The following is a 25,608-nucleotide window of genomic DNA, read 5'->3' as shown; positions in this document are numbered from 1 at the left end:
CTTTTTGTTCCGGGCGTTCACTTCGCTAAGCGGGTACCCCGCACATACGGCGAGGTCGGTCCTTTTTGCGATGCATTGTCTGAGAGCGGCCTTAGCTTCGACGGACAAGGCATGCAGGCGGCAAAGGCGTTAAAAATTAAAAGCTGTTTGAGCAGCTTTAGCTGCGAGTTATTTTTAATTTAGCCTTTACGGCTGCAATGCTGTCCCCAAGAAGGTATAGCCGCAAAATGCCTTTTTGATTCCTTTTGCGGCATAGGGCAAAAGGAATGTAAGTGATCTTCGATCACGCGCAGTAACAACAGTTAATTAATAAGTATAATTTTAAAGAACACTTGTTATTTGCTATTCTATCAATATAGAATTATACACAACTTACAATGCCATAAAATGCATATAATCAAAAAAACCTGACATACCTGACAATAATTTATATTTTTTGATAACCAATTATCATTTGTTGTTAACTAATAGCAGGGCTTCACAACTTATAGATAATATAACTTTGATTATATTGGCTCATAAATGGGAAAAGCGACAATTTAAGAGATTTCTTAAATCGTCGCTTTTAACTGTTTACAACTTCCCCTTGCAAAGTTAATTATATGTCTAAACAGAATATTTATTTAGTGACAAAAGTATTTAATGAATGAGTTCCCAACATAACTTCCAGATTTTTATTTCCTAGTTGTATATTTAGCGTCCCACTCTAACTGGTTGAAACAAGTGTCTCCTTATTTAAATGTCACTAACTTTTTTCATGCTCATCATTATAATTTAAAGGTTATTTAAATCTTAAAACAGTAAAAGAATAAGCCGGTAGTTCCAGATTGTCGATATCTTCTAACAAAACTTTATCGCTTAAGGGATGAGCACCCCTATCGTCCGGTTTTCCTTTCAAAATTGTTCTTTCAACTTCCGATCCCATAGTTCCTAATTCGTCGGCATTTAGTTTTGCTTTAACTTCAACAGGAAGTAAGTTTACAATTTTTACAATTGTGTTTCCTGTACTACTATCGCGAACAACAGAGCAAGCCACCCGTTTCTGAACCTTATTGTTACCATTTGCGACACTGACAGCGGAAGAGATATATTCAGTTCCGGCATTTTGCCCAAATAATTGCTGAACGTAATAACCAACAGTTGGTTTTACTTCCGAGTTATTAAAATAAATTAAATCGGGATTCCACTGAGTAAATTTCTCTTTTGCTAAAAGGGGTGCATACGAGGTCATTTCTACTACATCTCCATTACGTTCGCACGAAATAAGATGAAGAGCTTCGGTTAAAGCTGTCTCAATATTATTAGGACGACCCGGTAAATGTGAGGCATACTCTCCCAAATAAACTTTCGCTTTATTTCTATCGTAACGGTCGTAATAATCCTGATTGTAGATATACCATCCCGGAGGTTGATAATAATGCTCGTCCAACATCGGAATACCTAATTCGGAGGCAAGTTCCCAACCACGTTCATAGTCCGAACCCTCGCAGAAAGGCCCTGCTGTTCCTATAACTGTAATTTCGGGATGTTTTTCTTTCAGAGCTTTAAATATCATCTCGAAACGTTCCTCAAAAACTTCCGATATCAGGTCTTCGTTACCAACCCCGATGTATTTTAAATTGAATGGTTTAGGGTGCCCTGCATCGGCACGCATTTTTGCCCATTTGCTTTTTTTAGGGTCGCCATTCGCCCACTCTACCAAATCTACTATATCCTGAACGTATGCATCCATTTCTGACAAGGGGATACCTCCTTGTTGTCCTCCGATAGCACAACCATGATGAGCCGAATTCTGGCAAGGTACACCTGCTGCAACAATAGGTATAGGTTCGGCTGCTATATCTTCGCAAAACTGAAAGTACTCGAAATAGCCCAATCCTGCTGTTTGATGATACCCCCATATGTTTCGCTGAGGCTTACGTGCTTCTAGCGCTCCCACCGTATTCTTCCAATGATATATATTGCCTATACCATCGCCATGAGCTACACAGCCTCCGGGAAAACGTACAAATTGAGGCTTCAGGTCTGCTAATGTTTGAGCCAAATCGGCCCGAAGTCCGTTCTTTCTGTTTTTAAATGTTTTTTGAGGGAATAACGAAACCATATCTAAGGCTATTTTGCCTTCTGTTTGTGGTGCAATTTCTAAACGGGCATTTGTTGCGTTTTCTTTTGCTGTTATTACAGCCTCATATTTTTTCCAGTCCTTCGACAGACCGGAAATGTTTGTTTCGCCCAATATTTTTCCGTTATGGTCTATCAAGCGGATTATCAATTTCCCCTTTTTACCATCTAGCGAACGGGCAAATAACGAGAAGTTATATTTTTCTTTTTCTTTCAGAACAATGCCATCAAAGCCTTCGTTACGTATGCCTGCGCCTACTTTTTCTACAGTTAATACTGCATAATGCGAATTGTTTTCGTGGATAGGGTTTTCCGTTCCAATTTCAAAATTCATATTATCGCCATTCAAATTCCAGAACGATTTTGAATTCCACTCCCGACGGTCGGCCGAAGAATATTCAAAATCACGATTCTGAATCAATTCGGCATAAATGCCTCCGTCGGCCGAATAGTTAATGTCCTCGAAAAAGATACCCAATAGCTTATCACTAATTTTTTTACAATCAGTAACATCTATCGAAATAGTAGCCTCCAGAGGCTTTAAATCGGCAAAACGAGCATGGTCGTCTTTCATCGTTTCGGAAAACAGTTGATTACGGTAATTTGTCCATACAACCTTTTTCTCCAATTTGTCTATAACATCCCACGAAACAGGATGCACAGTTCCAGTCTCCGGTTTATTTGCAACTAAAACAGTTTTGCGTTGCCCTATACGATCCGATTTCGATATTTGTTTTGCTTTGCTATATGTCTTGAAATCGGGGGTTGTTACCGCACTATAGGTAGTGTCAGTTCCATTTATGCTTGCCCACGACACAGTATAAAGCCCATTATTAAACGACAATTCGGTTTGCATGCAATTTTTTCCTTCAGCAACTAACGGATAGGCCTGAGGTTTCCAATTAACCAAATCTTCAGAAAAAGCATAAGCAAAGGCTCCATCTCTTTCGTTCAGAGTCCACACGGCATGCCAGTTAGCATTCTTATCCTGAAACAATACCGGAGATAACATTCTCTTTTCGGACCCCCAGCGACTATAATCCGATTTCACAAACGAAAATTCAGGACCAATAGGGAACCATGTTTTCTGATCGATACTCCATGCAAAATGCAACCCGTTATGGTTGTTATTCTGTCCGGTAGCATATGCAAATATGTAAGCCGATTTTGGTTCATTTGCATACAGGTTTATACTTACTTGGGTAAGCATAAACAACAGTAAAAAAGAAAAGATTTTTGTTTTCATGTTTATTATGTTCGATAAAAAGTGATATAGTGAAATCAGTCGCCGATTATTTCATTCCCCAATGTTTAGATAATTTATCTGCTTCTTCTTTGGTTAAATGAATAATAGCGCCATGTTTTGGCGAGGTAAAATTTGTTGTTCTCATCACCCCTTCGTTAAAGTGTTCCAAGTTTTTAAAGTGAACAAAATCCGATGTTTCGCTAAATCCGAAATTATGAACTTTCTGCCCATAACAATCATACATTAACACCCATTTTTCTTCGCCTATACGCTTCCATACATTAGGAGCCTCGCAAGCCCTTGGTTCAGGATCGTACCAACGCGAGTCATACTCATAATTACCATTCACTTTGTCCGAAACAGCTTGTTTTATTCCGGCAACACCATCGTGAGCCACATAAAACATTCGGTATTTTCCGTTTATTTTTGTTATATCGGCATCTATGGCCGACACTTTTTCATTTGGATATTCGAACAAGAGTTTAGGCATTGACTCTAAGCGGTTATAGTCTTCGTTAACATAAGCATAATATAATTTATTAGGCTCGTTTTTATAGCGCATAGTAAAGTAAATCATCAACTTACCCGACTCTTCATCGTATACGGTTTCGGGAGCCCATGCACATCCGATTTCCTGAAATTGAGCCGAAATTTCGTTAAAGCGGATATTAGTGCGTTTCCAATTAATTAAGTTCCAAGATTTCATCAATATCAATCCTCTGTTATTTCCCCAGCCATATATCTTTCCATCCCGTTCCCACTCTTCGCTTCGTAGTCCATCGCGTTTGGCAAACACGTGTAAGTCGGTCATTGCCATATAAAAAGCACCGTCGGGACCGCGATAAATATGCGGATCTCTTATACCCTTCTGGTCGGCAATTGTATCGCCCGACATTATCGGTTTCGCATCATTCAGAGCAGTAAAACTATATCCGTCGGTACTCAATGCCATATACAACCCATGAGTGTCGTCTTTATGGAATACCATAAGGTAGGCACTCATATCTTTTTCCTGAGGAACGGCATTTTTGTACTGAAATTGTTTGAATTGCGCTTTACCCTTTCCTGAAGAAACTAATGCCGGACGTAAGGCAAAAAATCCTTTATAATTATTATGATGCATATTCGAAACATCAATATTCTCGGCCAAAATTGTCCAGTTATTTCCATCTTTACTTGCCAAAAATGTACAGTTATTTCCCTGATTCAGTATTTTCAGAAAAGAGCGTTTACCAATCTTGTTCGGAATGTTTATTCGAGTCTCTGCATTTTTATAAATAGTGAATTGTTTTCCATCGGAAAGAATTCCTGCGAATGCCTTTTCATTGTAAAATAATATTAATCCTGCATCATTCCCTTTATCCGATCGAACCTCTACTTGTACTTCATAAGTTTTATCGGTTGCCGTAACCAGTAATTTTCGGGCATCGGCCGGAGTTGTACCCATTGCTTCGAGGTACAATGTATTGTCTTTCAAAATAACCGAACGGGGAGTATATTCTTTCCAGAAAGTCCATTGCAATCCTAATTCTTTTCCGCCAAAATTATCCGATAGTTCTAAACCATGCTTTACCTGTTTTTCCGGAATAATGGGTGTTACCTCAGCTGTGGTACGACACCAACCATCAGAAGTCCACTCAATAGGCTCTATTAAGGTTTGTCGCCCTAAAGCATGATAGCCATTAGCATAAGCATGGTAAACAACCCACCAATTACCATTTATATCGTCAACAATTGTTCCGTGCCCTTTCGACCACCAATTGTCGTTAGCACTGTATGTGTGAACAAGCGGATTGTATGGAGAGTTTTCCCATGGACCATGTACGTTTTTCGACCGCGCAACGACAATCATGTGGCTGGTAGGAGGTCCTGCTGTTCCGCCTTGTGCCGAAATCATATAGTAATAGCCATCTTTAAAAATCAGTTTAGGAGATTCGAGGTACATCCCTTCAGTTTCCCATTCTTTCGGATATTGCCATCCTTCGTATACCAATTTTCGTTCACCAATGGTAGACAACCCATCATCTGATAGGCGAATAACATATCCTTTATCTACATACAGATAACGTTCTCCGTTATCTTTCACAACATGTCCGGGATCGATACCATTTACTTTAAGATCGACAGGCTTGCTCCAAGGGCCTTTTATATCATCTGCCCAAACTACCCAGTTTGTTCCTTCCGATGGAAAATAAAGGTAGAAACGTCCGTTGTGTTTAATTAAATCGGGAGCCATTGCCGAACCGGTGTATTCGGGCACTGCACGACAAATGGGTTGCCAATTGATTAAATCCTGAGAATGCCAGATAAGAAAGCCCGGCATATAATAGAAGGGCGAATGAGTCATATAATAATCTCTTCCATCGCGCACGATAGACGGGTCGGGATAATCTCCGGATATTATTACTTTCGGATATTCTTGTGCTTTTATCTGAAATATTGAACAGACAAAAACAAATAATAAGGAACATAAAAAGCTTGATCTTACCATAAGTGCAATGTTAATATTTGTTATTATTTTGTACTTCAATTTGATATACCCCGGCCGACAGTTCGAAAGCATATGTGTTTTTATTTGCTTGCAAATACTTTATGCCTTTCGACTGAGCTAATGGTTTCTTTCCCTCTTTAATGTTGTTTAATGAAGGTGCTTTTAAAAACAAGGTTGCCGAAGTATTAGCAGGGACAGTAAATTTGTAAAGACATTTATTTCCGTCAATTTGCCAACTGCTTTTTATCCTTCCATACATTGAATCGTAGTGTCCTTTTGCATAAGTCATTTTTCCGGTCGGATCGGGTTCGGGCTTCAATATAAAATGTTTAAATCCCGGATTGCTCTCATCCCGTTCAATACCCAGCGAATAGTTGTACATCCATGCACATACTGCACCAAAAGAATAATGATTAAAAGAATTCATCCGGTTGTTGCCTCCAAATCCATTGGTGTGGGTATACGAATTTAAACGTTCCCATATGGTGGTTGCTCCTTGTTCTACCGAATATAACCACGAGGGATAGGTTGTTTGCTGAAGCAGATCATAAGCAATATCTGTATATCCATTATCGGATAAAGCTTTATTGATCCAAGCCGTGCCAATAAAACCAGTCATGAGAGAATAAGGGGGGCACATTGTTTTATTGTCGGCCATATTCTCTCGTTTTACAGTATTTACAAAATTAGATACAACTTTTTTGTTAGTCGCCTCGTCTATAATGCCGAATGCAAGCGGAAGAACATAAGAAACTTGTGTATCAACTTTCTTTTCTTCCAAATTTGGGAAGATCGTTTCTCCTGTTTCTTTATTTATGTAGGTTTTATTAAAGAATTCTTTTCTTTCAGTATGCAATTTTTTGAATCTTTCAGCATCTCCATTTTCGCCTAAAAGCGAAGCTATTTTATTCATAAGTTCTAAATCATATATGAAATAAGCTTCCCATAACAATGATTTTTCATTTCTGTCGTATTCGGGGCTGAGCCAATCGCCTAGACTGCCCCAATTTCGTACGTATTTCTGCCCGAATATGTTTGTTTTCCCATCTATTTGTTGTAACAGATAATCAATATAGTTTTTCATTGCAGCATAGTGTTCTACAAGCAACTCCTTATCTCCATATTGTTGAAAGCTTTCCCAAGGTACGGTAATAGCGGCGCTTCCCCACAAAACTCCACCAAACCCTCCACCTATGGGTGCAATATCAGGAAAACGGCCATCTTCGCGTTGCACATCACGCATTGCTAACATATGTCTTTTCAAGAATTGCGATATATTTGATAAATAAGTAGCAGTACGTGAAAAAATAGAAATATCGCCACTCCAGCCTAGTCTTTCGTTTCGTTGAGGACAATCGGTAGGGATAGAAATAAAATTACTGTATGTAGACCAAACTATGTTTTCCCAAAGCTTATTTACTTTGTTATTAGATGTTTCGTATTTAGAGGACAGTTCGAGAACAGAACTCAAAACTTCGCCTTTCACTGCATTTAGAGGTAAGGCTTCGGGAATCCCTGTTATTTCGACAAAACGATATCCATGAAATGTGAATCGTGGGCTGATTGTTTCATTCCCGCCTTTTGCAATGTAAACATCCTGCGACATAGCTGCACGAATATTTTCGAGCATAAGCATACCTACATTCTTTTCATATTCGGGTAAATCTGGATATTTAACTTCGGCAAAACGCAAAGTAATGTTTTTACCTTTCTCCATTCCCGACAGTTCAATTTTAGGAACTCCTGCCATATTTTGCCCCATATCATAAACAAAAACACCGGGACGGACTTCTTCGACGGAAACGGCAGTCAACTCCTTTATCTTTTTTACTGTTTCACCAAATTGCCCAACTAAAGACAAATTACTGTAATCGTCTATCATAGGCATATTATAATGCTTATTCGTTTCATCGTAACTTATATGTTTTTCAAGCCCTACTTCAATAGCTTTAGTCCAGCCCGAATCGTTGTAAGTGCCAGTAGCCCAGCCCGTAATCAGGTGTTCTTTTGTTGCATCATAAATTTCACCCTGAAAAAAACTTCCATAAAGCAGAGGTCCATTATTAAAATAATTCCACGTTTCGGGGTTTGTTATAATCACATCTTCTCGGCCATCGGTATAAGTGATAACCAATTTGGCTAATAGCGATTGCCTGTCGCCAAAAAAATTCCAGAAATCGCCCATGTAGGTTGCACCTCCGCTCCACCAACCTTCGCCCAAAATAGCACCTATTGCATTTTTACCCGAAATAATATTGTTGGTAACATCGTAAGTTTGGTACAAATGAGTTTTATTATATTGAGTTAATCCCGGATTAAAATAATCGTCACCAATACGTTTCCCGTTTATAAATATCTCATACACTCCGCGCGAAGTAACATATAAACGAGCTTTTTTTACTGAAGAATCTGATACCGAGAAAGTAGTACGCAACATAGGCATCGAGTTTTGCTGAGGATTAGCAATAACAAAAGCTGCAGAGTTTTTACCTCTCACTTCATAAAGAGAATTTGATACAGTTATGTTATCCGATGTTTCCGAGAATATACCGCCGTAAGGCTGTTTGTTAAGGTCTTCTGTAAATAAGATATTGGACGGGCTTCTGTAATTTCGAATTTCAATGTCAGAAAATCGGCAAGCTTGCCCTTGAGCCACAGAAAATCCAATTTCAGAAAGCATTGGGAACGCAATAAAGTCACCTCCCCTTCCTAATGGATTCAGGTTTATTTCTCCAACTCGGTTTTTACGCCCTTCGTTATCAATATATATTTGGGTATATCCCAAAACAGAAGTAACAAAAATAGTTTGCTTCCCATACTTATTTTTGTCATTAATTATTTCTGTAGGAATCGGAAAACTTTTCAGAGGTATATTTTTTTTGTCGTCGGGGTGATAGCCAGTTCTATATATGTGTATTTGCGCAAGATTACCCGAAAATAACGGCTGAATATCTAATTCGACTAACAGATAAGATTCGTTTAATTTGCTTTTCAAACCATAGAGGTTTTTATTTTTATCCATCAGTCGGCTATCGTTTGCTCCATAAACAAATCCAGCTTTGGTTGTTTGCGTCGCCTCATCCAGTTGCAGCGAGTAATTTAACTTAAATACAGGAAGATAATATGGATACAAAGGCAAGTCGCTGTCTGTTCCTCCTATCCATTTGGCTCCATTCCAAGCCAACAGATTTGAGTTAGGGTTCATTAAACCTGTTTCGAACCATGAAGTGGCATCTTTCTTTTCCTTCCGATTATTCCATACTGTTAGTTTCCAGTTGTAACGTGTGCAAGGGCTTAACGGATGGCCTGCGTATTTTATATTTAAAGAAATATTGTCATTCACTTTGCCCGAATCCCACACTTTTTGATTGAATTCGTCAGTAACAATTATTTGATAAGCTGTTTGGGAAATACCTCGTTCTTCGGAACTCATTTGCCAACTAAAACGGGGGTTTTCAACGTCTATGCCTAAAGGTGTTTTGGTGTATTCAACTTTTAGGTTTCTTATTACCTTAACTTTATTGGTGGCAGACAGACTACCACAACAAGCAAATAAACATAAAAAGAGCAATAAAATAAATAGGAATTTATGAACAACCTTTAATTCTGCTATTAACTTCATAGCTTTATTTTTCATCTATAAGAATTTGAAAGTTAAACAATTGTTTTTCTTTACAGGTATTTGCTTATTAGTTATAAAACACTAAAGCATTTGAGGTTTTAAATATATAAAAATTATCGGATAAATTCGGCTTTTATCCGATAAAATGTTTAAAATACACTTTCTGCTTATTGTTTGAAAATCACTTTGTTCTTTGGCTTTGATTTGAAGCACGAAGTGAAAGGCAAAGTCAAGTTTGTACACAAATTTTTTGTTTTAATTCGCATCGAAAAGAGGGGCTACACATTCATAAATAGTATATCGTTATGAAAGCTTAATACTAAGTCGTAAAAAATTTATCATAATATATTTTATAAGTATCTTTGTTTATAATACTATATCTAAATCATATGAATACTTTGATAGCCGAAAAACTCAAAGCTTTATCTGAAAGTGATTATAAAGCATTTAATGAAAAACTCATCCCTACCAGTTATGAGATACATGGTATTCGCATGCCTGCATTGAAAAAACTGGCAAAGGAAATATCTGTCAGTGCAGATATTGAAATCTATCTGAGAAATGCAGAATATACTACTTACGAACATATTCTACTATATGGTCTTGTATTAGGTCAGCTAAAAAAGCCTTCTTTGGAAAAAATATTTTACTACTTAGACCCTCTGATTTTGAAATTCGACAATTGGGCTCATGTAGACACTATTATTTCTTCGCTGAAAGTTTTTCAGAAACAACCAGAAGAGGTATTGACTCACTTTCTGCCTCTCAAAACCCATAATGGAGAATTTACAAAACGCACCTTCGTCATTCTCCTGATGGATTATTTTATGAGCGAAACGTATATTGATTCAACTTTAAAGCATTTGTTGGAAGTGCCTCAAGGACAGTATTATGTAGATATGGCTATTGCTTGGGCTATAAGTGTTGCACTGGTTAAATTTTATGACGAAACTCTCCCGATATTAGAGCAGAGGACTTTCTCAAAATTTGTACACAATAAAGCTATCCAAAAAGCACGCGAAAGCTACCGTATAACACCGGAAAGAAAAGAATTTTTGAATAGTTTAAAGATGAAATAATATTATCTAGCCATTCAACTTAGAGGTTTTTCCTTGCCTCATTTTTCTGTTACTATCTACTCCACAGCTTTTTCGAATAGCTGGATAGTCATGTTGTTGGCATCAAAACGGGCTTTTAGCCCAATAGGGAAAGTAAAGTTATTAATATTATGCCCAAACGATAATCCGTATACTGCAGGGATGTTTAGTGGTTTTATCCTGTCCTCAATCACTTGCCTTAGGGTAAACGAGTTAAGTGTTTTTGTTTTATCCGATTTGTCGCACCCTCTACAAATACCGAATACAATTCCTGCAGCCTTTGTCAGTTCGCCACTTGCTATCAGCTGCGTCAACATTCTATCAATCCGGTAGGGCTCTTCGTTAATATCTTCAATCATCACAATTTTACCCTTCATGTCAATCTGATATGGAGTTCCTATCATGGAGCATATTAATGTGAGATTTCCGCCAACTAACTCTCCCTGCGCTTTACCTGCAGTAATGGTATACCTGTCGAGAGTTTTATTGTTTGCCGACTTTAGCAAATCTTCGGCAGAGCTTTCAATCACATACTTATCTATCGGGCTGACTATTATGTTTTCGAAATGTTCCTGGTTATATCCCTTATGTATTGTTCTGGCAATTGGTCCATGAAACGTAACCAAGCCCGTTTTCTTATTTATAGCATTAATAAGGGCTGTATTATCGCTAAATCCCATTATTACTTTAGGATTTTTCTTTATCATATTGTAGTCCACCAAATCGAGAATGCGGGTACAACCATATCCGCCACCTGCAAATATTATCCCTTTTATGTCGGGATTCTTTACCATATCGTTAAAATCGGCAGCCCGTTGTTCGTCTGTACCACTAAAATAGCCATATTTTCCATGTATTTTGTCCGAATAAACAGGTATAAACCCGAGTTGCCTTATTTTTTCGACCGATGTTTGTAGATCTTTCTCGGTTATAAACGAAGCCGATGCAACCAAACCTATTTTATCGCCCGAACGTAACCTTTCAGGTTTTACGGTACATGTTGTTCTACTTGTTATGTTTTGGCCTAGCAGTATGCCCACATTAGAGAGCACCAATATAAGCCCGATTATACAGATTAAGACGCTTCTTTTATTCATGCCATTTTTTTTCGTATTGCTGTTTCCCGAAGATATAACAAAACCGGTTCAAAGTGAACCCTTGGAAAATAATTTTCTTTTAAAATCTTAGTTTTAAAATATCGTATTGTACCATCTGCTGCAAATTTAACAAATAAGCTTTCAAATCAATACAAAATCTTGCTTTTGTGCAATGTTGTTTATTACCTGCGGGTTTAATTGCCGATAACCAGCAAATTGTAAAATAGGCTATTCTCGATATGAAGAATAGCCTATTAATAGTCAATATATTTTTAGATTATACCCAATAGTTAAGGTATATATCTTTTTCCGATAATCAGTTTATCGCCCGAATCGTCAACCTCAAATAAACAAGGTATACGGTGATAATGTCCGTTTACATCCTTATGACTATGCACCGACATCAAAAGTTTCCCATCGAAAGTACGAAAAAGCATGCCATGCCCAAAATTGGGTGGTGTAATTGGGTCGGGCTCGTGAATCCACGGACCATCAAGAGTTCCGCTTTCGGAATAGGCTATACCTTGGGTATATGTAGAATAAATCCAACTTGTCCAGATCATACCTAAACGTCCTGTTCCTGTTTTAAACAAGTAAGGCCCGTCGGTAACTTTGTTAAAAGTATCTTCTCCCTTTTCATTCTTTTCTCTGCTCCATGGCGAATCGCTGGCTTTAAACATCAGTTTCGGTTCTCCTACCGATCCGCTCAGGTCGGGCTTTAACTCAATCTTTTCGATAGTTCCATTCATATTCTGCAACCATTCGTAACAATATACCATATAAGGTTTTTCATCACTGTCTATCCAAAATGTGCCATCCAGTGTTGGCATATTGGCAGGCAGATAAGTCTCATCCTTCATTGGCAGATACGGGCCATCGGGCGTATCACTTACTAAAATATGCGAGGCTCGGCGTTCAATAGCATTTCCTGCTACCGTATCAATTATTACGTTTTTATTGGTAAAGGTAGCAAAGTAGTAATATTTACCTTTATATTCGTGTAATTCGGCTGCCCATATCATAGGTTTAGGCCCCATCCACGAAGTAGAATCTGTTTGTGCCACATCATAAGGGCCTTCCCAAAGTTTCAGATCTTTACTTTTCCATAACTTACCTCCTGTTCCTGTCATATAATACATGCCAGTTTTATTGTCCGGCAGAATAGCAGGATCACTTAACACGATAGAATCTATAGGTGTCAGTTTTTTTTCTGTTAGGTTCTTATTAGCTGACTGGTTCGAACAAGCACAAATGACGAGGCAAACCAAAAGGAGCAAAAATGTTTTCTTCATACTTTCTGTGATTTTTGTTTAAAAATAATCAGAATTATCGATTAAACACAATGAATGGAAAATTATAAAAAAGGTTTAGCAATGCTAAGCCCTATGGAAACGTTGGTATATCGAACGTCATGTTTATGGTATTCCCTGAGATTCTTTAATTGTACAATGTACACCTTAAAAAGAATAAATGGAGATTTTCATGAAAAATCTCCATTTATTGAGTTAACTTAGGTATTAGTCTTTAAGGTAAAAAGATTGTTTTAGGTTATCTGATACAAAGAAAGACTATTATTCTCAGATTGCAAAATAAAAAACCATATTATAAAACATATAATTTTTTGTGAAGAATCTACAAAAAATTATGCAAGAAGCTTACTTTTTATTGCTGAGTCGAATGTATTTCATATACCAAATATAACCTAAAGGTATATAATAAAATAGGGAATCGTTATTTTAAATAAGCAATTCCCAATATATGTAATGGTTTATAGAGAATAACCGAATATTATCCGGTTGGTAAAACCTAAATTAGTCTTTAATAATTTTAAACGTTTCGTTTTTACCGTTAGAGCTTAACACACCTATGTATAAACCTTTGAACATACCAGACATATTAATTTTGTTTTCGCCGGCTTGGCATGATCTGGTTTTTAATGCTCGACCATCAAGGCTATACAATGTAAATTGGGTATCATTACTTGACGTTTCAGCGATATTAACAATCAGGTAATCCTGAACAGGATTAGGATATACAGCTACTCTATTGCCGCTTGTTATATCTGAAATTGATGTATCGTCTATTTTTACAGTATATGTTAATGAAAAAACGAAGGTTGTATCAGCCTCAGGGTAAGTATACTCAACAGAATAAGTACCTCCACTTTGAATATTGTTCAATTCAATCTGACGGTTTGTGCTGTTATCGCTCCAAAGCCAAGTGCCTCCGCTCATTCCTTGTACAACAATAGGCCTTAACCTTAAATTCTTACCCGCCTCAATTGTGATTTCGCTTCCGTATTTAGAGGCTCCGCCATTGACCGAGTATGCCGGAGTAATATAAGAAAGAACATTTGTTCCCGGCACAGAAGGCTCTTCAGCCCAAGGAACAGTAGGTGTTATAAGAAAAGGATAGCCATCCTGTACGTCTGCACCTTGCGAAATACCTGCTGTCGAAGTTTGCCAGTATTTAGTACCTGACTTTCCTCCATTTTGTATTGCATAAAGGTTTTCGCCATCCAATGCATAAAACGTATAAGTATTCCATTCGGGATAATACGGATTAGTCCCGAAATCGCCTTTTTCATTCACATAGTTCCCATCTTTTTTTGAAACAATCTTAAAACGTCCATCGGCATTCGATGCTGTTTCTTTACTTATTGTCCATATTTGGGAATCTGTGTCGGTTTCGTTTTTGTCGTTAAATAAAGGTTTTTCTTTTGTTGTTGCTGTTGCATTATGATTGGTCAGGTATAATCCGTCCGATGCACTCTGAATATAATAGTCTCCGTTTGGCATCTGAAAAAAATCTTTCTTTACCGAAACGTAAAAATCCAACGTGTCGATAGTTGTAACACCACTTGTATTGGTTAAAGTATAATAAACCTGAAGGTGCTGCGATTTTTGTATATTCAAAACAACGAGATTTTTCGACGTATGGCCTGTACTCCAACGATAAGTACCCCAATCATAGCCTGTGCCGGTTTTTGGCTTTAGTTCAGCAAATTGACCAGTTTCGACTAAAACACGATTTGTTGTTTGTGCATCACCTCCATCTACCGAGATAGTAGGCGTTACATATCTCATTTTTACATGAAAATTAACAGTTGTTTTATATCCACCATCATTATAATGCACTACTGTAAACACCGAATCTTTTGAAACCCCATTATTTACAGGTAAGCTAAATCCGGTAGCACCTACATCCCATTTGGCAGAACCACGGTTATAATCTCTGGTACCGATACTCAGCGTAAATTTTTGGAAAGGCAGAACCTTGATTATTGTATCCTGATAAACATCGTCACCTACAGTTATACTTGGTATCAACGGTTCGGGTGTACAATCTCCCCAAACTGCTATGTTAAATGCCTGACGGCTTCTTACTCCGTTAGGCGATGTGTAAGTTACACGATAGATCCCGCTTTTTTGAACATTAAATGTAAGTTCGCGGGTAGTTTCTCCGGTTTCCCATTTCCATGTTCCTCCTGTGTCAGCTCCATCAGGTAAAGATGGACTCAACGTTATAGAACTACCTTTTTCTACTTTATTAATGCGGTTATCATTAATAGTTTGGCTTCCATAAATAATTTTTGTTCCAAGAGTCACAGGTAAACGTCCCGGCATAGGATACATTGTTTTAGGACGGTAGTTGGTTATAGTAGAAAAACCAAGGTGGTCAAATCCTCCGCTATTGCCTCCGTAGTCGCCACCACCACCATCAACACCCATTTTATCTCTCATTTTACGCGAGTAAGTCATCGAAATACCTTTCTCCCCTTCGTAATGAGCGATAACACGATCCCAAAAAGGACGACCAGCACCGCGACCTCCTATACCCATCACTGTTTTTTCTCCAGCTTCGGCAGAGTATTTTACATAAGTAATAAAAGGTACTGAATCGGCAACTTGCTCATCAGTTTCCAGAGTATTGGTAAGTGCAACATATTCGATTCCGGCAGCAATCCGATTGTTCATATATGCATATAAATCGTCGCCCTGATTCCATGCGGTTTGACATATATCGACACTCAACCCCGTCTCCATAAGTGTATGTCCTTGGTCGCGTCCACTTTCCTGCATCTGCCCTAAAAAGCCGAAAGGGCCACGAGGATCAGGGTGCATCCATACAACATTATTACCTAAAAACTCGTTATATCCACGTCCATGAACTTTTTCGTCGGCCTCCAATTGGTCGGTAAAAGTCCCTATTTTGTCATCCTTATAGAACGAAAGTCCTTGGTTGTAAATCGAAACATCATCGCATAAAATACCAATGCTTATCAATGCCAATGTATTACATAGCCCCCAGTTTGCCCAATAGTGATTAGGTATAGTGCCATGCCGATTTTCAAGAAAATACATAACCCGAGGATACCATAAATTACGCATCCAATCTTGGTAAGCTTTGAAATCGGCTTCTTCCCAACCCGAATAACCACGTAAAAGCTCTCCGGCTTGAGCAAATTCATAGCCATAGATACCCGATGCTAATGAGGCATTTGTATTTCCTGTGATTGCTTTACAGGTTCTTGCCCATGCATTAAGAATACGAACAGCACAATCGGCATGACGCGTATCTCCGCTAATACGCCACATCAGCGCATTTTGGTAAGCGGCAGCTACCTGATTCATTGCATTGCCATAATTATCGCCACTTAATCCTCGCTGAATATAAGCTGTGGCATTAGGGCTATAATTGAAGGATGCATGTCCGTTTGCTTTCAACTTGTTGTAGGCTGCAATTATTGTAGGGTCTTTTTCCAGATTAAGCAGAAATTGCGTCCTGTCAATGTCTTCCTGAGTAACTAAACCTCCGGGATGAATGAAGGTTTGGCCTAAGGAAATGTATGGGTGCGCTACTAATAACGCACCCAATACAAATAAATTTATTAAGATTCTTCTCATTCTATAGTTTATTTAACTACCACTTTTCCTACAGCAGTTTCTTCACCTTGAACTTTTACAATATATAAGCCCGATTGTACAGGTATTATCTGTTCTCCCGATACCGAAACTTGTTTAACTAATGCTCCGGAAATTGAATATACTGTTACTGTTGCAGATGTTTCGGTTACAACTTTAATAGCATTGTTATCGGCAGTAATTTTCACACCATTGCTGTTAACTCCATTTTCAATACCATCACCAGTAAAAGGTATAAAGTTGAATATAAATGGAATTTTAGCACCAAAGGCTAAACTTTCTTTAGTAGCATCATAAGTCCAGTCTCCTTTGCTTGCTGCTGCTCCTGCACTCTGAACTGCATAACCAGTTCCATTATAAAGAATATTAAATGTACGCCAATTGTTGTCTGAACCACCCCATGCACTTTGAAGAACAGCAGTTTCTGTTAAATGGCGTTTTACTCCATTTTCATCTAGTTCGCTATAAATAGAATAACGGAAAGGATCAAGAGCCATAACTTTAGTAAGTTTCCAAGCTTGTGTATTATCTGCAACTTTTGTAGCAGACAATCCTCCATTTGCAATAGTTAAAGTTTGTTTATCGGCCAAAGCTTCAGCTCCGGGATTTGTAAGATAAAGTGAATTATTTACTGTAATGTAATATAAGCCTTCGTCCAATGTATTAGCTTCGTACACAACTGATACACTAAATGTTTGGTACGCAGTATTTAATGCTTTAACCTCTACGTCAAGTCTAACCTGAGATACATTGTCAGTATTAGCAAGTTCGTCTGCTGCTGCTATACTGGCTTTAAACGCATCTATAGCTTCTTGAGGATATTCACCTGTAGCTTCACCTGCTACCGCTGCATCTGCAATCGCTGCATATTTTTTAATTAGATCTTCCAATTCGGTGTAATCTCCATCTGTACCAAAGTTAGTTGCATTGTCTAATGCCAAAACTGTTTCAGTCCATGTTGTTATACTGTCTGTATTAACCGGGAAAGCGTAATTGTAAACACGGAAATCGTAAACCATTGTTTGTTGCAGATATCTGTCACCTCCGAAAGGTGGGCGTCCAATCCAGTTGTAAGCAGTAGGCGCAGTGAAATTTAAAGATGGTTTAGTTAACTCACCTGTTATAACTTCAACACCATTTACATAAATTGTACAAGTTTCACCTGTTTGTTGGATAACTAAGTGTTGCCATTCTCCTTTTATAGGATCTGCATTTCTATTTAACGTTTTCTCAGTACTCCATCCAGCAGATGCCATGCTATATTTTTGTCCCGGTACACGATAGAAAACATATTCTCCGGCTGTTGATGCATTTGCTTCAAGAGAAGAGAATGTAAACAACATTCTTCCGTTACCCGAAATATCGGCATTTGCGTCGATACGATAGTAAGTCGAAATTGTATAATCGCCTGTAGTGCAGAATGCATCGCCAACAGTTGCGCCCATGTCTAAATAACCGTTTTCGGTTCCAAGTTCCAGAACATTGAATTTGCCGTCGCCTAAAGCCTTAATAGTTGCTTTATTTAATTTACCATCATTTCCTGTTCCAGAAACGTCAGGGACAATATTATCTGTAACATCGTCGAATAAATATCTTACTTTTAAGCCAACAGTTGATGCGCGACAAACAGCAATTATTTTATCAAACTCTTTAATCACTGAAGGGATTTCCATCGATTTAATAGCACCGGCAGTTAAACGGCTGTCTATAAGCATATAATAAGCTTCTAATGCATCGCGCGAAGCTTGTGAATACTCAAAGTCGTTGATAACAGATTCCGCTTCTGCCATTTTGTCTTGCAGTTCAGCTAAAAGAGTTGGATTTTCGTCATAAGGGCTAACAAATTTAGAGGCGTTGGCTTTTGCTGTAGCCTCATCAGTTTTTTCTACAACAAGATTCGACCATTTAGTACGGGCATAAGCTCCACGTGGAGTATTTTCTCCGTTGTTAGTACTGCGTGCATCTGTTTCAAACGACAGTTTGTCGCCCTCTTTAGCGTAAAAATAAAAATATTCAGTAGTGCTACCTGTAGGTAATCCACGCAAAGGCTGTCCACCGCCATTAACTACTTGTGGAAATTCAGGAATAAGTGCAACATATTTATTATAAAGTTCTAAATTTTCGGGTTGTACAAGGTCAATACCCTGTCCAATACCATAGTCAAAGTCTTGTCCCATTGGGTATCCTGGTCCTTCGCCTTCATAACGGAAATACTGATAAACTTTCATTGGGCCAATTTTGCTCCACAGGTCCATGCGGATTACTTTCATGTCTACTTTGTAATATCCTGTTTCAGGAACAGTAAAAGTAATAGCAGCACTAACTCCTTTCGAGTCTGCATATACTTCATATCCCTTCAGTGTATCAGGATAATTTGTTCCATAAACAATATTGTCGCCTATTGTAACATCATCGGCGTACTCGTGTGCTACATAAACAAATTCGTTTACAGCAGCATACCAGGCAGTTCTTTTTTGCTCATACTGAGTACCACTTGCCGGACGATTCATAATTGGATACAAATTGAAACGTTCGGTAATGTATTGGTCATAAAAGTTTACAGCAGTACTGTTTTCGTCACATGTTGTAAACGACGAATAAACGTCAGAATTGACATCATGACGTTCAAAACTCCACTCATCGGTACCACCCGATACAAATTGATCCATTGTTAAATCCTTTAGGTCATAGGATTGGGCCTTACTTACGACTACTGATGCGAAAATCATCAGCAAAGTCATTAAAAAGTAACTTTTTTTCATGATAATAAAATTAAAATGTTTACTAAGGTGCTTATTCGCTACAATTATAAATTAAAAAATCTCCCACAGCCTATGCAACTTCGCCCAGTTGCTTATTTTGTGATTATATTTCTCAATAATATTTTATATCGAATGTCAAATTTAGCCGAAACAATGAGAAGTATATGGGATGTAACATCTCATTTTATAGGATATTTTGTGTCAAACCATCTTTAAAGAAAATAACAATGTCTAACAAAAAGTATATTGCAGCTCCTAGAAATAATAATCGGCGATATTAATAACACCTGCACAAATGGCATAACAGATAGCCTCGTTAATATTACTCACATCTATTTTTCTTAAAATATTTTTCTGCGAGTTGCTATTTGTATGTATACTAATATTTCGAAAACGAGAATGTTGTGCAGGTTGTAAATAATCAGATTACGAGGCATAAATTTTATCCATTATTAAATCCAAAAATTGGATATACAGCATAATATTAAAGTTAAAATGTTCTTCTAAAATATTCTACTAAATAACGTTAAGCCGTGAACAATTTTCAAAAACAATAACAGGTTGATAATTAGCGACATGTAAATAAAACAAAAGAGCTCCGAATGTTTTTTACAGTGTTAAATAGCAGAAAATAACTCGCTGATAACTTGCTTTTTAATAAATAAAATAATTATCTTTGACAGGATTCATAAAAAAACGACTTTTTTGCAATGGAGAAAACCCTCATCATTTTAAAGCCTTCGGCTGTTCAGCGTAATCTAATCGGAGAGGTTACTTCAAGATTTGAACGCAAGGGGCTTCGGCTGGCAGGAACTAAAATGATGCAATTAAATGATGCAATACTGGATATTCACTATGCCCATTTAAAAGAAAAGCCTTTTTTCGATAAAGTAAAACAATCAATGAAAGCCACTCCTGTTATTGTGCAGTGCTGGGAAGGAATTGATGCCGCAAGGGTTGTTAGAAACCTTATAGGAAAAACAAATGGAAGAGAAGCTCAAACGGGAACAATAAGGGGCGATTTCGCTGTAAGTTCGCAAGAAAATATTGTTCACGCATCGGATTCGGCTCAATCGGCTGCCATCGAATTAAAGCGTTTTTTTAGAGATGATGAAATTTTTGAATACAAACTTTTAGCCTTGCCTAATCTATACGCAAGCGACGAACTTTAAATAATGGAGAGTAAAAAACAACCAATGTTAATAAAAATCAAAACCTTTTCGCTCGCAGCTTTTATGCTACTTCCGCTATGTGCATTTGCATCAGGAAACGAAGAAAATAAAGATGCCACCGAAAACAAATCGGTACCAGACACACGCATAGAGGTTGCTTTTAAGCAAAGACACAGTCGCTCTACTACAAGCCAGAACTTATATGCCGACGGAATAAAAATAAAACGCGACTTGTCGCTTATCGATAAAGCTCGGGAAGAACGAATTCTGGATGCTGACGAAATTCCGGCTGACGAAATATATGGCGGATTGTGGAGTGCCAGCCGTGTAAATATTTACGGAAATCTCACAAACATCCCTGATACTTTTAGCGTAGACCTTTCGAACTTCACAATGCCCACGATGGGACATGTGACGTCAAATTACGGAAAACGTCGCCGCCGTTTTCATCACGGAATCGACCTAAAAGTACAAACCGGAGACACTATATATGCAACTTTCGACGGAAAAGTAAGGCTATGCAATTTTGAGAGAAGAGGATACGGATATTATGTAGTTCTACGTCATCACAATGGCCTCGAAACCGTGTATGGCCATCTTTCTAAATTTTTAGTAAGCGAAAACGATGTTGTAAGATCGGGAGATCCTATCGCCTTAGGAGGAAATACAGGCCGTTCTTCCGGTTCGCATTTGCATTGGGAGTTTCGTTTCTTAGGGCAGCCGTTTAACCCAAACCACATTGTCGATTTCAAAAACAAAGTATGTCATCGCGATTCATACACAATTTCGAAGAGAACATTTAACGATTCAGGGGCATCAAGTACTGTAACCAGTAGGTCGTATGCAAAAACACCAGCCAATCAAAACAAGTATATTTCGGGTGGTGTAGGTTATCACCGGGTAACAAAGGGTGATACATTATCGAGAATAGCTAAGGCGCACGGAACATCGATACGTAGTTTATGCCGTTTAAATAATATCTCCGAAACAACAACATTGCGATTAGGACAATCGATAAGAACCAAGTAGCAATTTAAGCTAAATTAGATATATAAAAGCATAAGGAAAAGAACTTATGCTTTTGTTTTTTTCATACCTTTGCATGCAGTAAAAAAAGCACTATAATTTTCATTACTAACCGAATGGCAAAAAATACGCAAGAACAATTCGATCATGTTATTTCGGGATGCCGGAATCTTTTTGCAAAAAAATTGAAAGACTATGGTCCATCGTGGCGAATAATGCGTCCACAATCGGTCACAGACCAAATTTTAATAAAAGCCAGACGTATAAGGAGCATCGAAGAAAAGGGTGTAAATATGGTAGGCGACAGTATATCGTCCGAATTTGTTGCTATCATAAATTACTGTATTGTCGGGCTCATACAACTCGAATTAGGTTATACCGAAACTGTTGATATGGACGAGGATAGTGTTCTTAAACTGTACGACAAATACGTAGCCCAAACAAAAGAATTGCTTTTTGCTAAAAATCACGATTATGGCGAAGCTTGGAGGGCTATGCGGATAAGCTCGTATACCGATCTTATCCTTACAAAGCTTCTCCGTATAAAACAAATAGAAAGCAATAGTGGTAAAACTATCGTGTCGGAAGGCATCGATGCCAATTATATGGATATATTAAATTATTCTGTTTTTGGACTGATAAAAATAGAATTTCCTGAAGAATAACGTCTTCTTTGAGAGTTTTTATAAAGATGGATAGTAAGAAAATATTAAAAAAAGTACTAGTCGAGCTTTCCCGTATAATAATCGGGGTTACATTCACATTCTCAGGATTTACCAAGTCGGTCGATCCTATGGGAACTACTTATAAAATACAGGACTACTTCACTGCTTTTGGGTTCGAAGCCTTTAACTCGCTGGCTTTGCCTGTAGCAATAGCATTGTGTGTAGTAGAGTTTTCGGTTGGGGTATTCATGCTGTTTGGAATATATCGTAAGTGGACATCGCGAATGGCCCTTCTTATTATGATATTTATGACGCCATTCACGCTTTATCTGGCAATTTTTAATCCGGTAAGCGATTGCGGATGTTTTGGCGATGCTTTTGTTATTACAAACTGGCAAACATTCTTTAAAAACATAATCCTCCTTGCTGCGGCTATCGTATTATTTTTCTGGCACGAAACTATTACCAATTTATACACAGGTAAATTTTACTGGCTGGTAGCATTCTATATTATTGCTTTTGGTATAGCTTTTTGCGTATATAACTCGAATGTAGAACCTGTAATAGATTTTCGTCCATATAAAATAGGAGCTAATTTGCCCGAGCTGATAAGCGTTGAAGAAGGCAAGGGCGATGTTTACGAAAATGTATTTATTTACGAAAAAAACGGAGAGAAAAAAGAATTTTCGGACGACAATTATCCGTGGCAGGATTCGACATGGATATTTGTTGACAGAATAAATAAATTGGTAAAAGAGGGTGAAAAACCACAAATAACCGATTTCGAAATAAACAGGTTGTATTTCAGCCCCGACAGAAAAGAAATAGAAGATGAAGAAAACATAACAAGTGAAGTTCTCGAATCGTCTAATTATACATTTCTGATGATAGCATATTCTCTGTCGGAAATGAACGAAACTTATCTCTCTCGTTTCGAAGATGTAAATAACTATGCAAAAGAATATCATTACGATTTTTATTGTCTGACAGCCTCTTCCACAACAGAGATACTGGAGTGGGACGACGAAAATCCTGTGAACTTTATTTTTTGCCAAACCGATTCGCGAACGCTTAAAACAATGATTCGCTCTAATCCGGGGCTAATATTATTAAAAAACGGTGTTGTAATAAATAAATGGCCTGATATAAGAGTGCCTGCGGAAGAACAATTAAGTGCGCCGCTTGACAAGCTTCCTCTTTCTCAAAAAATAGATACACAGGAACAGAATAAAAATACAATGCTCGTTTTATTAAGTATATTTTTTATACCATTGCTACTGCTAACAAGCCTCGATTTGCTTATATTCAGAAAAAAGCAGCCACCAATGGAGAACAGCAAAAAGACAACAGACAATATAAATTCTTAATTTTTATATATCAAATAACACTATCATTATGAGAAAAAACATTGTAGCAGGAAACTGGAAGATGAATAAGAATCTTCAGGAAGGTGTAGCTTTTGCTAAAGAACTTGAAAAAGCATTAGCGGGAAAAACATTAAAATGCGATGTCGTTATTGGCACTCCTTTCATTCATCTGGCAAGTGTTGCTTCTGCAATCGATACAAACAAAATCGGAGTTTCGGCTCAAAACTGTGCCGACAAAGTATCAGGAGCTTACACAGGTGAAGTTTCGGCAGCTATGGTTGCTTCTACAGGTGCCAAATATGTAATATTGGGACACTCGGAGCGCCGTGCCTATTACGGAGAAACCGATGCTACATTAAAAGAAAAAGTATTATTAGCTCTTGAAAATGGGTTGAAACCAATCTTCTGTATTGGCGAAGTTCTTGAAGAAAGAGAATCAGGAAAACAAAACGAAGTAGTTAAATCTCAAATAGAGAACGCTTTATTTAATCTTTCGGCCGAGCAATTTGCAAACATAGTTCTTGCTTACGAACCTGTTTGGGCTATTGGTACCGGAAAAACTGCAACACCTGCACAAGCTCAGGAAATGCATGCTTTCATCCGTGAAACTTTAGCTGCGAAATTCGGTAAAGAAGCTGCCGATAATACAACTATCCTTTACGGAGGTAGTGCAAATGCTTCAAATGCTAAAGAATTGTTCTCGAACCCTGACGTTGATGGTGGTTTGATTGGAGGTGCTTCTCTTGATGTTGAGAAATTCCTTCCTATTATCGAAGCATTTTAAGTTATAAACAGTATATTCGATCGCAAGAATCTCCGTATAAGAGATTCTTGTGATTGCTTTTTTTATTTTTCTACATTCAAAGAATGTCAATTATGAGAATTTTAATCGGCATATTTTTATTTACCATAGCAACCTTGTGCTCTTCAATTGTAGCACAAACTACTATAATTAAGGATTTAAATGCCTCTAAACCAGGACAAGGAAGTGTGGTTATATATCAGGATGAAGCTATTGAAGGCCTCATCGGTACTCGTACATCTTCCTCCCCAATCCCTTCGCCGACCGATCAGGGAAGCATATCGGGTGAAATAGAAAATGGAACAAATAAATCCCAACCTTCTGGTTTTATCAGAGCAAAGGGATATAAAATACAAGTGTTTTCGGGAAATGACCAGAAACGGTCGAGACAAGAAGCCGAAAGCCGTAAAAGTAAAATAGTATCTGAATTTCCGGATATGGAAGTCGCAATTATATTTAACTCTCCCGTGTGGAGAGCACGCGCAGGTAACTTTAAAACATACGAACAAGCCTTTCAGGCTCTGAACGACCTGAAGAAAGCTTTTCCGTCTTTCGGACGTGAACTGCAAATTGTTGAAGATGTAGTAAAATTGCCAATCGAATAAATCAGGCTATTGTATTAAGAAAAGAAGGGAAGAAAGTAAATGTCGGAGCACGGAGAAAAAACAGAAATATTAGCAAGTCACTATAAAGAAATCATTAATGTACTCGGAGAGGATGTTAATCGTGAGGGCTTATTGGCAACACCCGAACGGGTTGCTAAAGCCATGCAGTTTTTGACAAAAGGATATCACGAAGACCCCGAAGCTATTTTATTGAAAGCTCTTTTTAAGGAAGATTATCGCCAGATGGTTATTGTAAAGGATATTGACTTCTACTCACTCTGCGAACATCATATGCTTCCTTTTTGGGGAAAAGTACATGTAGCCTACATTCCCAACGGATATATAACAGGTTTGAGCAAAATTCCCCGTGTGGTAGAAGTGTATGCACGCCGTCTGCAAGTACAGGAAAGACTGACTTCGCAAATAAAACGGTGTATACAAAATACTCTGAATCCACTTGGTGTAATGGTGGTTATTGAAGCACAACACATGTGCATGCAAATGAGAGGAGTTGAAAAACAGAACTCGCTTACTACAACATCCGATTTTACGGGAGTTTTCAATCAAGCCAAAACACGCGAGGAGTTCATTAATCTGATAAAATAATACA

General features: G+C 37.9%; 16 protein-coding genes. 9 read left to right on the top strand and 7 right to left on the bottom strand.

Translation table 11 applies throughout. From position 1 onward, the window contains the following. Positions 1–183: hypothetical protein (locus tag D0T53_RS13480; protein WP_221411538.1), on the top strand; the 183-nt coding region annotated here is incomplete at its 5' end. Positions 184–781: 598 nt separating this feature from the next. Here D0T53_RS13480 and D0T53_RS12265 read toward each other — a convergent pair. Genes D0T53_RS12265 through D0T53_RS12255 form a run of 3 tightly spaced genes read right to left on the bottom strand, consistent with a single transcriptional unit; the run spans position 782 to position 9,495 of the window. Next, on the bottom strand, positions 782–3,367 hold the full coding sequence (locus D0T53_RS12265) for an alpha-L-arabinofuranosidase C-terminal domain-containing protein (protein ID WP_163268325.1): 2,586 nt from the start codon (positions 3,365–3,367) through the stop codon (positions 782–784). A 46-nt stretch (positions 3,368–3,413) separates the two neighbouring features. Then, a complete protein-coding gene (locus D0T53_RS12260; RefSeq protein ID WP_163268323.1) occupies positions 3,414–5,858 on the bottom strand; it encodes a family 43 glycosylhydrolase in 2,445 nt (814 codons plus the stop codon). A 10-nt stretch (positions 5,859–5,868) separates the two neighbouring features. Next, positions 5,869–9,495 carry an alpha-L-rhamnosidase gene (locus D0T53_RS12255; protein ID WP_163268321.1) on the bottom strand — a complete coding sequence of 1,209 codons (3,627 nt, stop codon included), beginning with the start codon at positions 9,493–9,495 and terminating at the stop codon, positions 5,869–5,871. A gap of 374 nt (positions 9,496–9,869) precedes the next feature. Between D0T53_RS12255 and D0T53_RS12250 the strand changes: the two genes are divergently transcribed. After that, entirely contained in the window at positions 9,870–10,559 is a 690-nt protein-coding gene (locus D0T53_RS12250) for a DNA alkylation repair protein (RefSeq protein ID WP_163268319.1), read from the top strand. A 56-nt stretch (positions 10,560–10,615) separates the two neighbouring features. Here D0T53_RS12250 and D0T53_RS12245 read toward each other — a convergent pair whose 3' ends face one another. The 4 genes from D0T53_RS12245 to D0T53_RS12230 form a co-directional block, all read right to left on the bottom strand. After that, positions 10,616–11,674: an LD-carboxypeptidase gene (locus D0T53_RS12245; protein WP_163268317.1), complete on the bottom strand. Its 1,059-nt coding sequence runs from the start codon at positions 11,672–11,674 to the stop codon at positions 10,616–10,618. Between the two features lie 290 nt (positions 11,675–11,964). After that, positions 11,965–12,966, bottom strand: a complete 1,002-nt coding sequence (locus D0T53_RS12240; RefSeq protein WP_163268315.1) for a glycoside hydrolase family 43 protein — start codon at positions 12,964–12,966, stop codon at positions 11,965–11,967. A 519-nt stretch (positions 12,967–13,485) separates the two neighbouring features. Further along, a complete protein-coding gene (locus D0T53_RS12235; protein WP_163268313.1) occupies positions 13,486–16,581 on the bottom strand; it encodes an alginate lyase family protein in 3,096 nt (1,031 codons plus the stop codon). Positions 16,582–16,589: 8 nt separating this feature from the next. Further along, a complete protein-coding gene (locus tag D0T53_RS12230) occupies positions 16,590–19,361 on the bottom strand; it encodes a LamG-like jellyroll fold domain-containing protein (RefSeq protein ID WP_163268311.1) in 2,772 nt (923 codons plus the stop codon). Positions 19,362–20,071: 710 nt separating this feature from the next. Here D0T53_RS12230 and ndk point away from each other — a divergent pair. The 7 genes from ndk to folE all read left to right on the top strand — a co-directional run bounded on the left by ndk (position 20,072) and on the right by folE (position 25,604). Beyond that, positions 20,072–20,533 (top strand): nucleoside-diphosphate kinase, encoded by a 462-nt coding sequence (ndk, locus tag D0T53_RS12225; RefSeq protein ID WP_163268309.1) that lies wholly within the window; start codon positions 20,072–20,074, stop codon positions 20,531–20,533. Positions 20,534–20,536: 3 nt separating this feature from the next. Beyond that, the gene (locus D0T53_RS12220; RefSeq protein ID WP_163268307.1) at positions 20,537–21,562 is read left to right on the top strand and encodes a M23 family metallopeptidase; all 1,026 of its coding nucleotides are present in this window, start codon (positions 20,537–20,539) and stop codon (positions 21,560–21,562) included. A 113-nt stretch (positions 21,563–21,675) separates the two neighbouring features. Next, entirely contained in the window at positions 21,676–22,224 is a 549-nt protein-coding gene (locus D0T53_RS12215) for a DUF1599 domain-containing protein (RefSeq protein ID WP_163268305.1), read from the top strand. A 26-nt stretch (positions 22,225–22,250) separates the two neighbouring features. Beyond that, the gene (locus D0T53_RS12210) at positions 22,251–23,591 is read left to right on the top strand and encodes a BT_3928 family protein (RefSeq protein WP_163268303.1); all 1,341 of its coding nucleotides are present in this window, start codon (positions 22,251–22,253) and stop codon (positions 23,589–23,591) included. Positions 23,592–23,619: 28 nt separating this feature from the next. Next, the gene (gene tpiA / locus D0T53_RS12205; RefSeq protein WP_163268301.1) at positions 23,620–24,375 is read left to right on the top strand and encodes a triose-phosphate isomerase; all 756 of its coding nucleotides are present in this window, start codon (positions 23,620–23,622) and stop codon (positions 24,373–24,375) included. Between the two features lie 92 nt (positions 24,376–24,467). After that, the gene (locus D0T53_RS12200; protein ID WP_163268299.1) at positions 24,468–24,998 is read left to right on the top strand and encodes an SPOR domain-containing protein; all 531 of its coding nucleotides are present in this window, start codon (positions 24,468–24,470) and stop codon (positions 24,996–24,998) included. Between the two features lie 39 nt (positions 24,999–25,037). Next, positions 25,038–25,604 carry a GTP cyclohydrolase I FolE gene (folE, locus tag D0T53_RS12195; RefSeq protein WP_163268297.1) on the top strand — a complete coding sequence of 189 codons (567 nt, stop codon included), beginning with the start codon at positions 25,038–25,040 and terminating at the stop codon, positions 25,602–25,604. The last annotated feature ends 4 nt before the right edge of the window (positions 25,605–25,608 follow it).

The organism is Dysgonomonas sp. 216 (genome assembly GCF_010501065.1).
GTDB lineage: Bacteria > Bacteroidota > Bacteroidia > Bacteroidales > Dysgonomonadaceae > QVMM01.
Note: the sequence above shows the minus strand (reverse complement) of the source record. Positions and strands in the feature narration are given on the sequence as shown.

Excerpts from the sequence above, each read along its gene's own strand:
- D0T53_RS12265 (WP_163268325.1), bottom strand. The coding sequence starts at position 3,367 with ATGAAAACAAAAATCTTTTCTTTTTTACTGTTGTTTATGCTTACCCAA.
- D0T53_RS12260 (WP_163268323.1), bottom strand. The coding sequence starts at position 5,858 with ATGGTAAGATCAAGCTTTTTATGTTCCTTATTATTTGTTTTTGTCTGT.
- D0T53_RS12255 (WP_163268321.1), bottom strand. The coding sequence starts at position 9,495 with ATGAAAAATAAAGCTATGAAGTTAATAGCAGAATTAAAGGTTGTTCAT.
- D0T53_RS12250 (WP_163268319.1), top strand. The coding sequence starts at position 9,870 with ATGAATACTTTGATAGCCGAAAAACTCAAAGCTTTATCTGAAAGTGAT.
- D0T53_RS12245 (WP_163268317.1), bottom strand. The coding sequence starts at position 11,674 with ATGAATAAAAGAAGCGTCTTAATCTGTATAATCGGGCTTATATTGGTG.
- D0T53_RS12240 (WP_163268315.1), bottom strand. The coding sequence starts at position 12,966 with ATGAAGAAAACATTTTTGCTCCTTTTGGTTTGCCTCGTCATTTGTGCT.
- D0T53_RS12235 (WP_163268313.1), bottom strand. The coding sequence starts at position 16,581 with ATGAGAAGAATCTTAATAAATTTATTTGTATTGGGTGCGTTATTAGTA.
- D0T53_RS12230 (WP_163268311.1), bottom strand. The coding sequence starts at position 19,361 with ATGAAAAAAAGTTACTTTTTAATGACTTTGCTGATGATTTTCGCATCA.
- ndk (WP_163268309.1), top strand. The coding sequence starts at position 20,072 with ATGGAGAAAACCCTCATCATTTTAAAGCCTTCGGCTGTTCAGCGTAAT.
- D0T53_RS12220 (WP_163268307.1), top strand. The coding sequence starts at position 20,537 with ATGGAGAGTAAAAAACAACCAATGTTAATAAAAATCAAAACCTTTTCG.
- D0T53_RS12215 (WP_163268305.1), top strand. The coding sequence starts at position 21,676 with ATGGCAAAAAATACGCAAGAACAATTCGATCATGTTATTTCGGGATGC.
- D0T53_RS12210 (WP_163268303.1), top strand. The coding sequence starts at position 22,251 with ATGGATAGTAAGAAAATATTAAAAAAAGTACTAGTCGAGCTTTCCCGT.
- tpiA (WP_163268301.1), top strand. The coding sequence starts at position 23,620 with ATGAGAAAAAACATTGTAGCAGGAAACTGGAAGATGAATAAGAATCTT.
- D0T53_RS12200 (WP_163268299.1), top strand. The coding sequence starts at position 24,468 with ATGAGAATTTTAATCGGCATATTTTTATTTACCATAGCAACCTTGTGC.
- folE (WP_163268297.1), top strand. The coding sequence starts at position 25,038 with ATGTCGGAGCACGGAGAAAAAACAGAAATATTAGCAAGTCACTATAAA.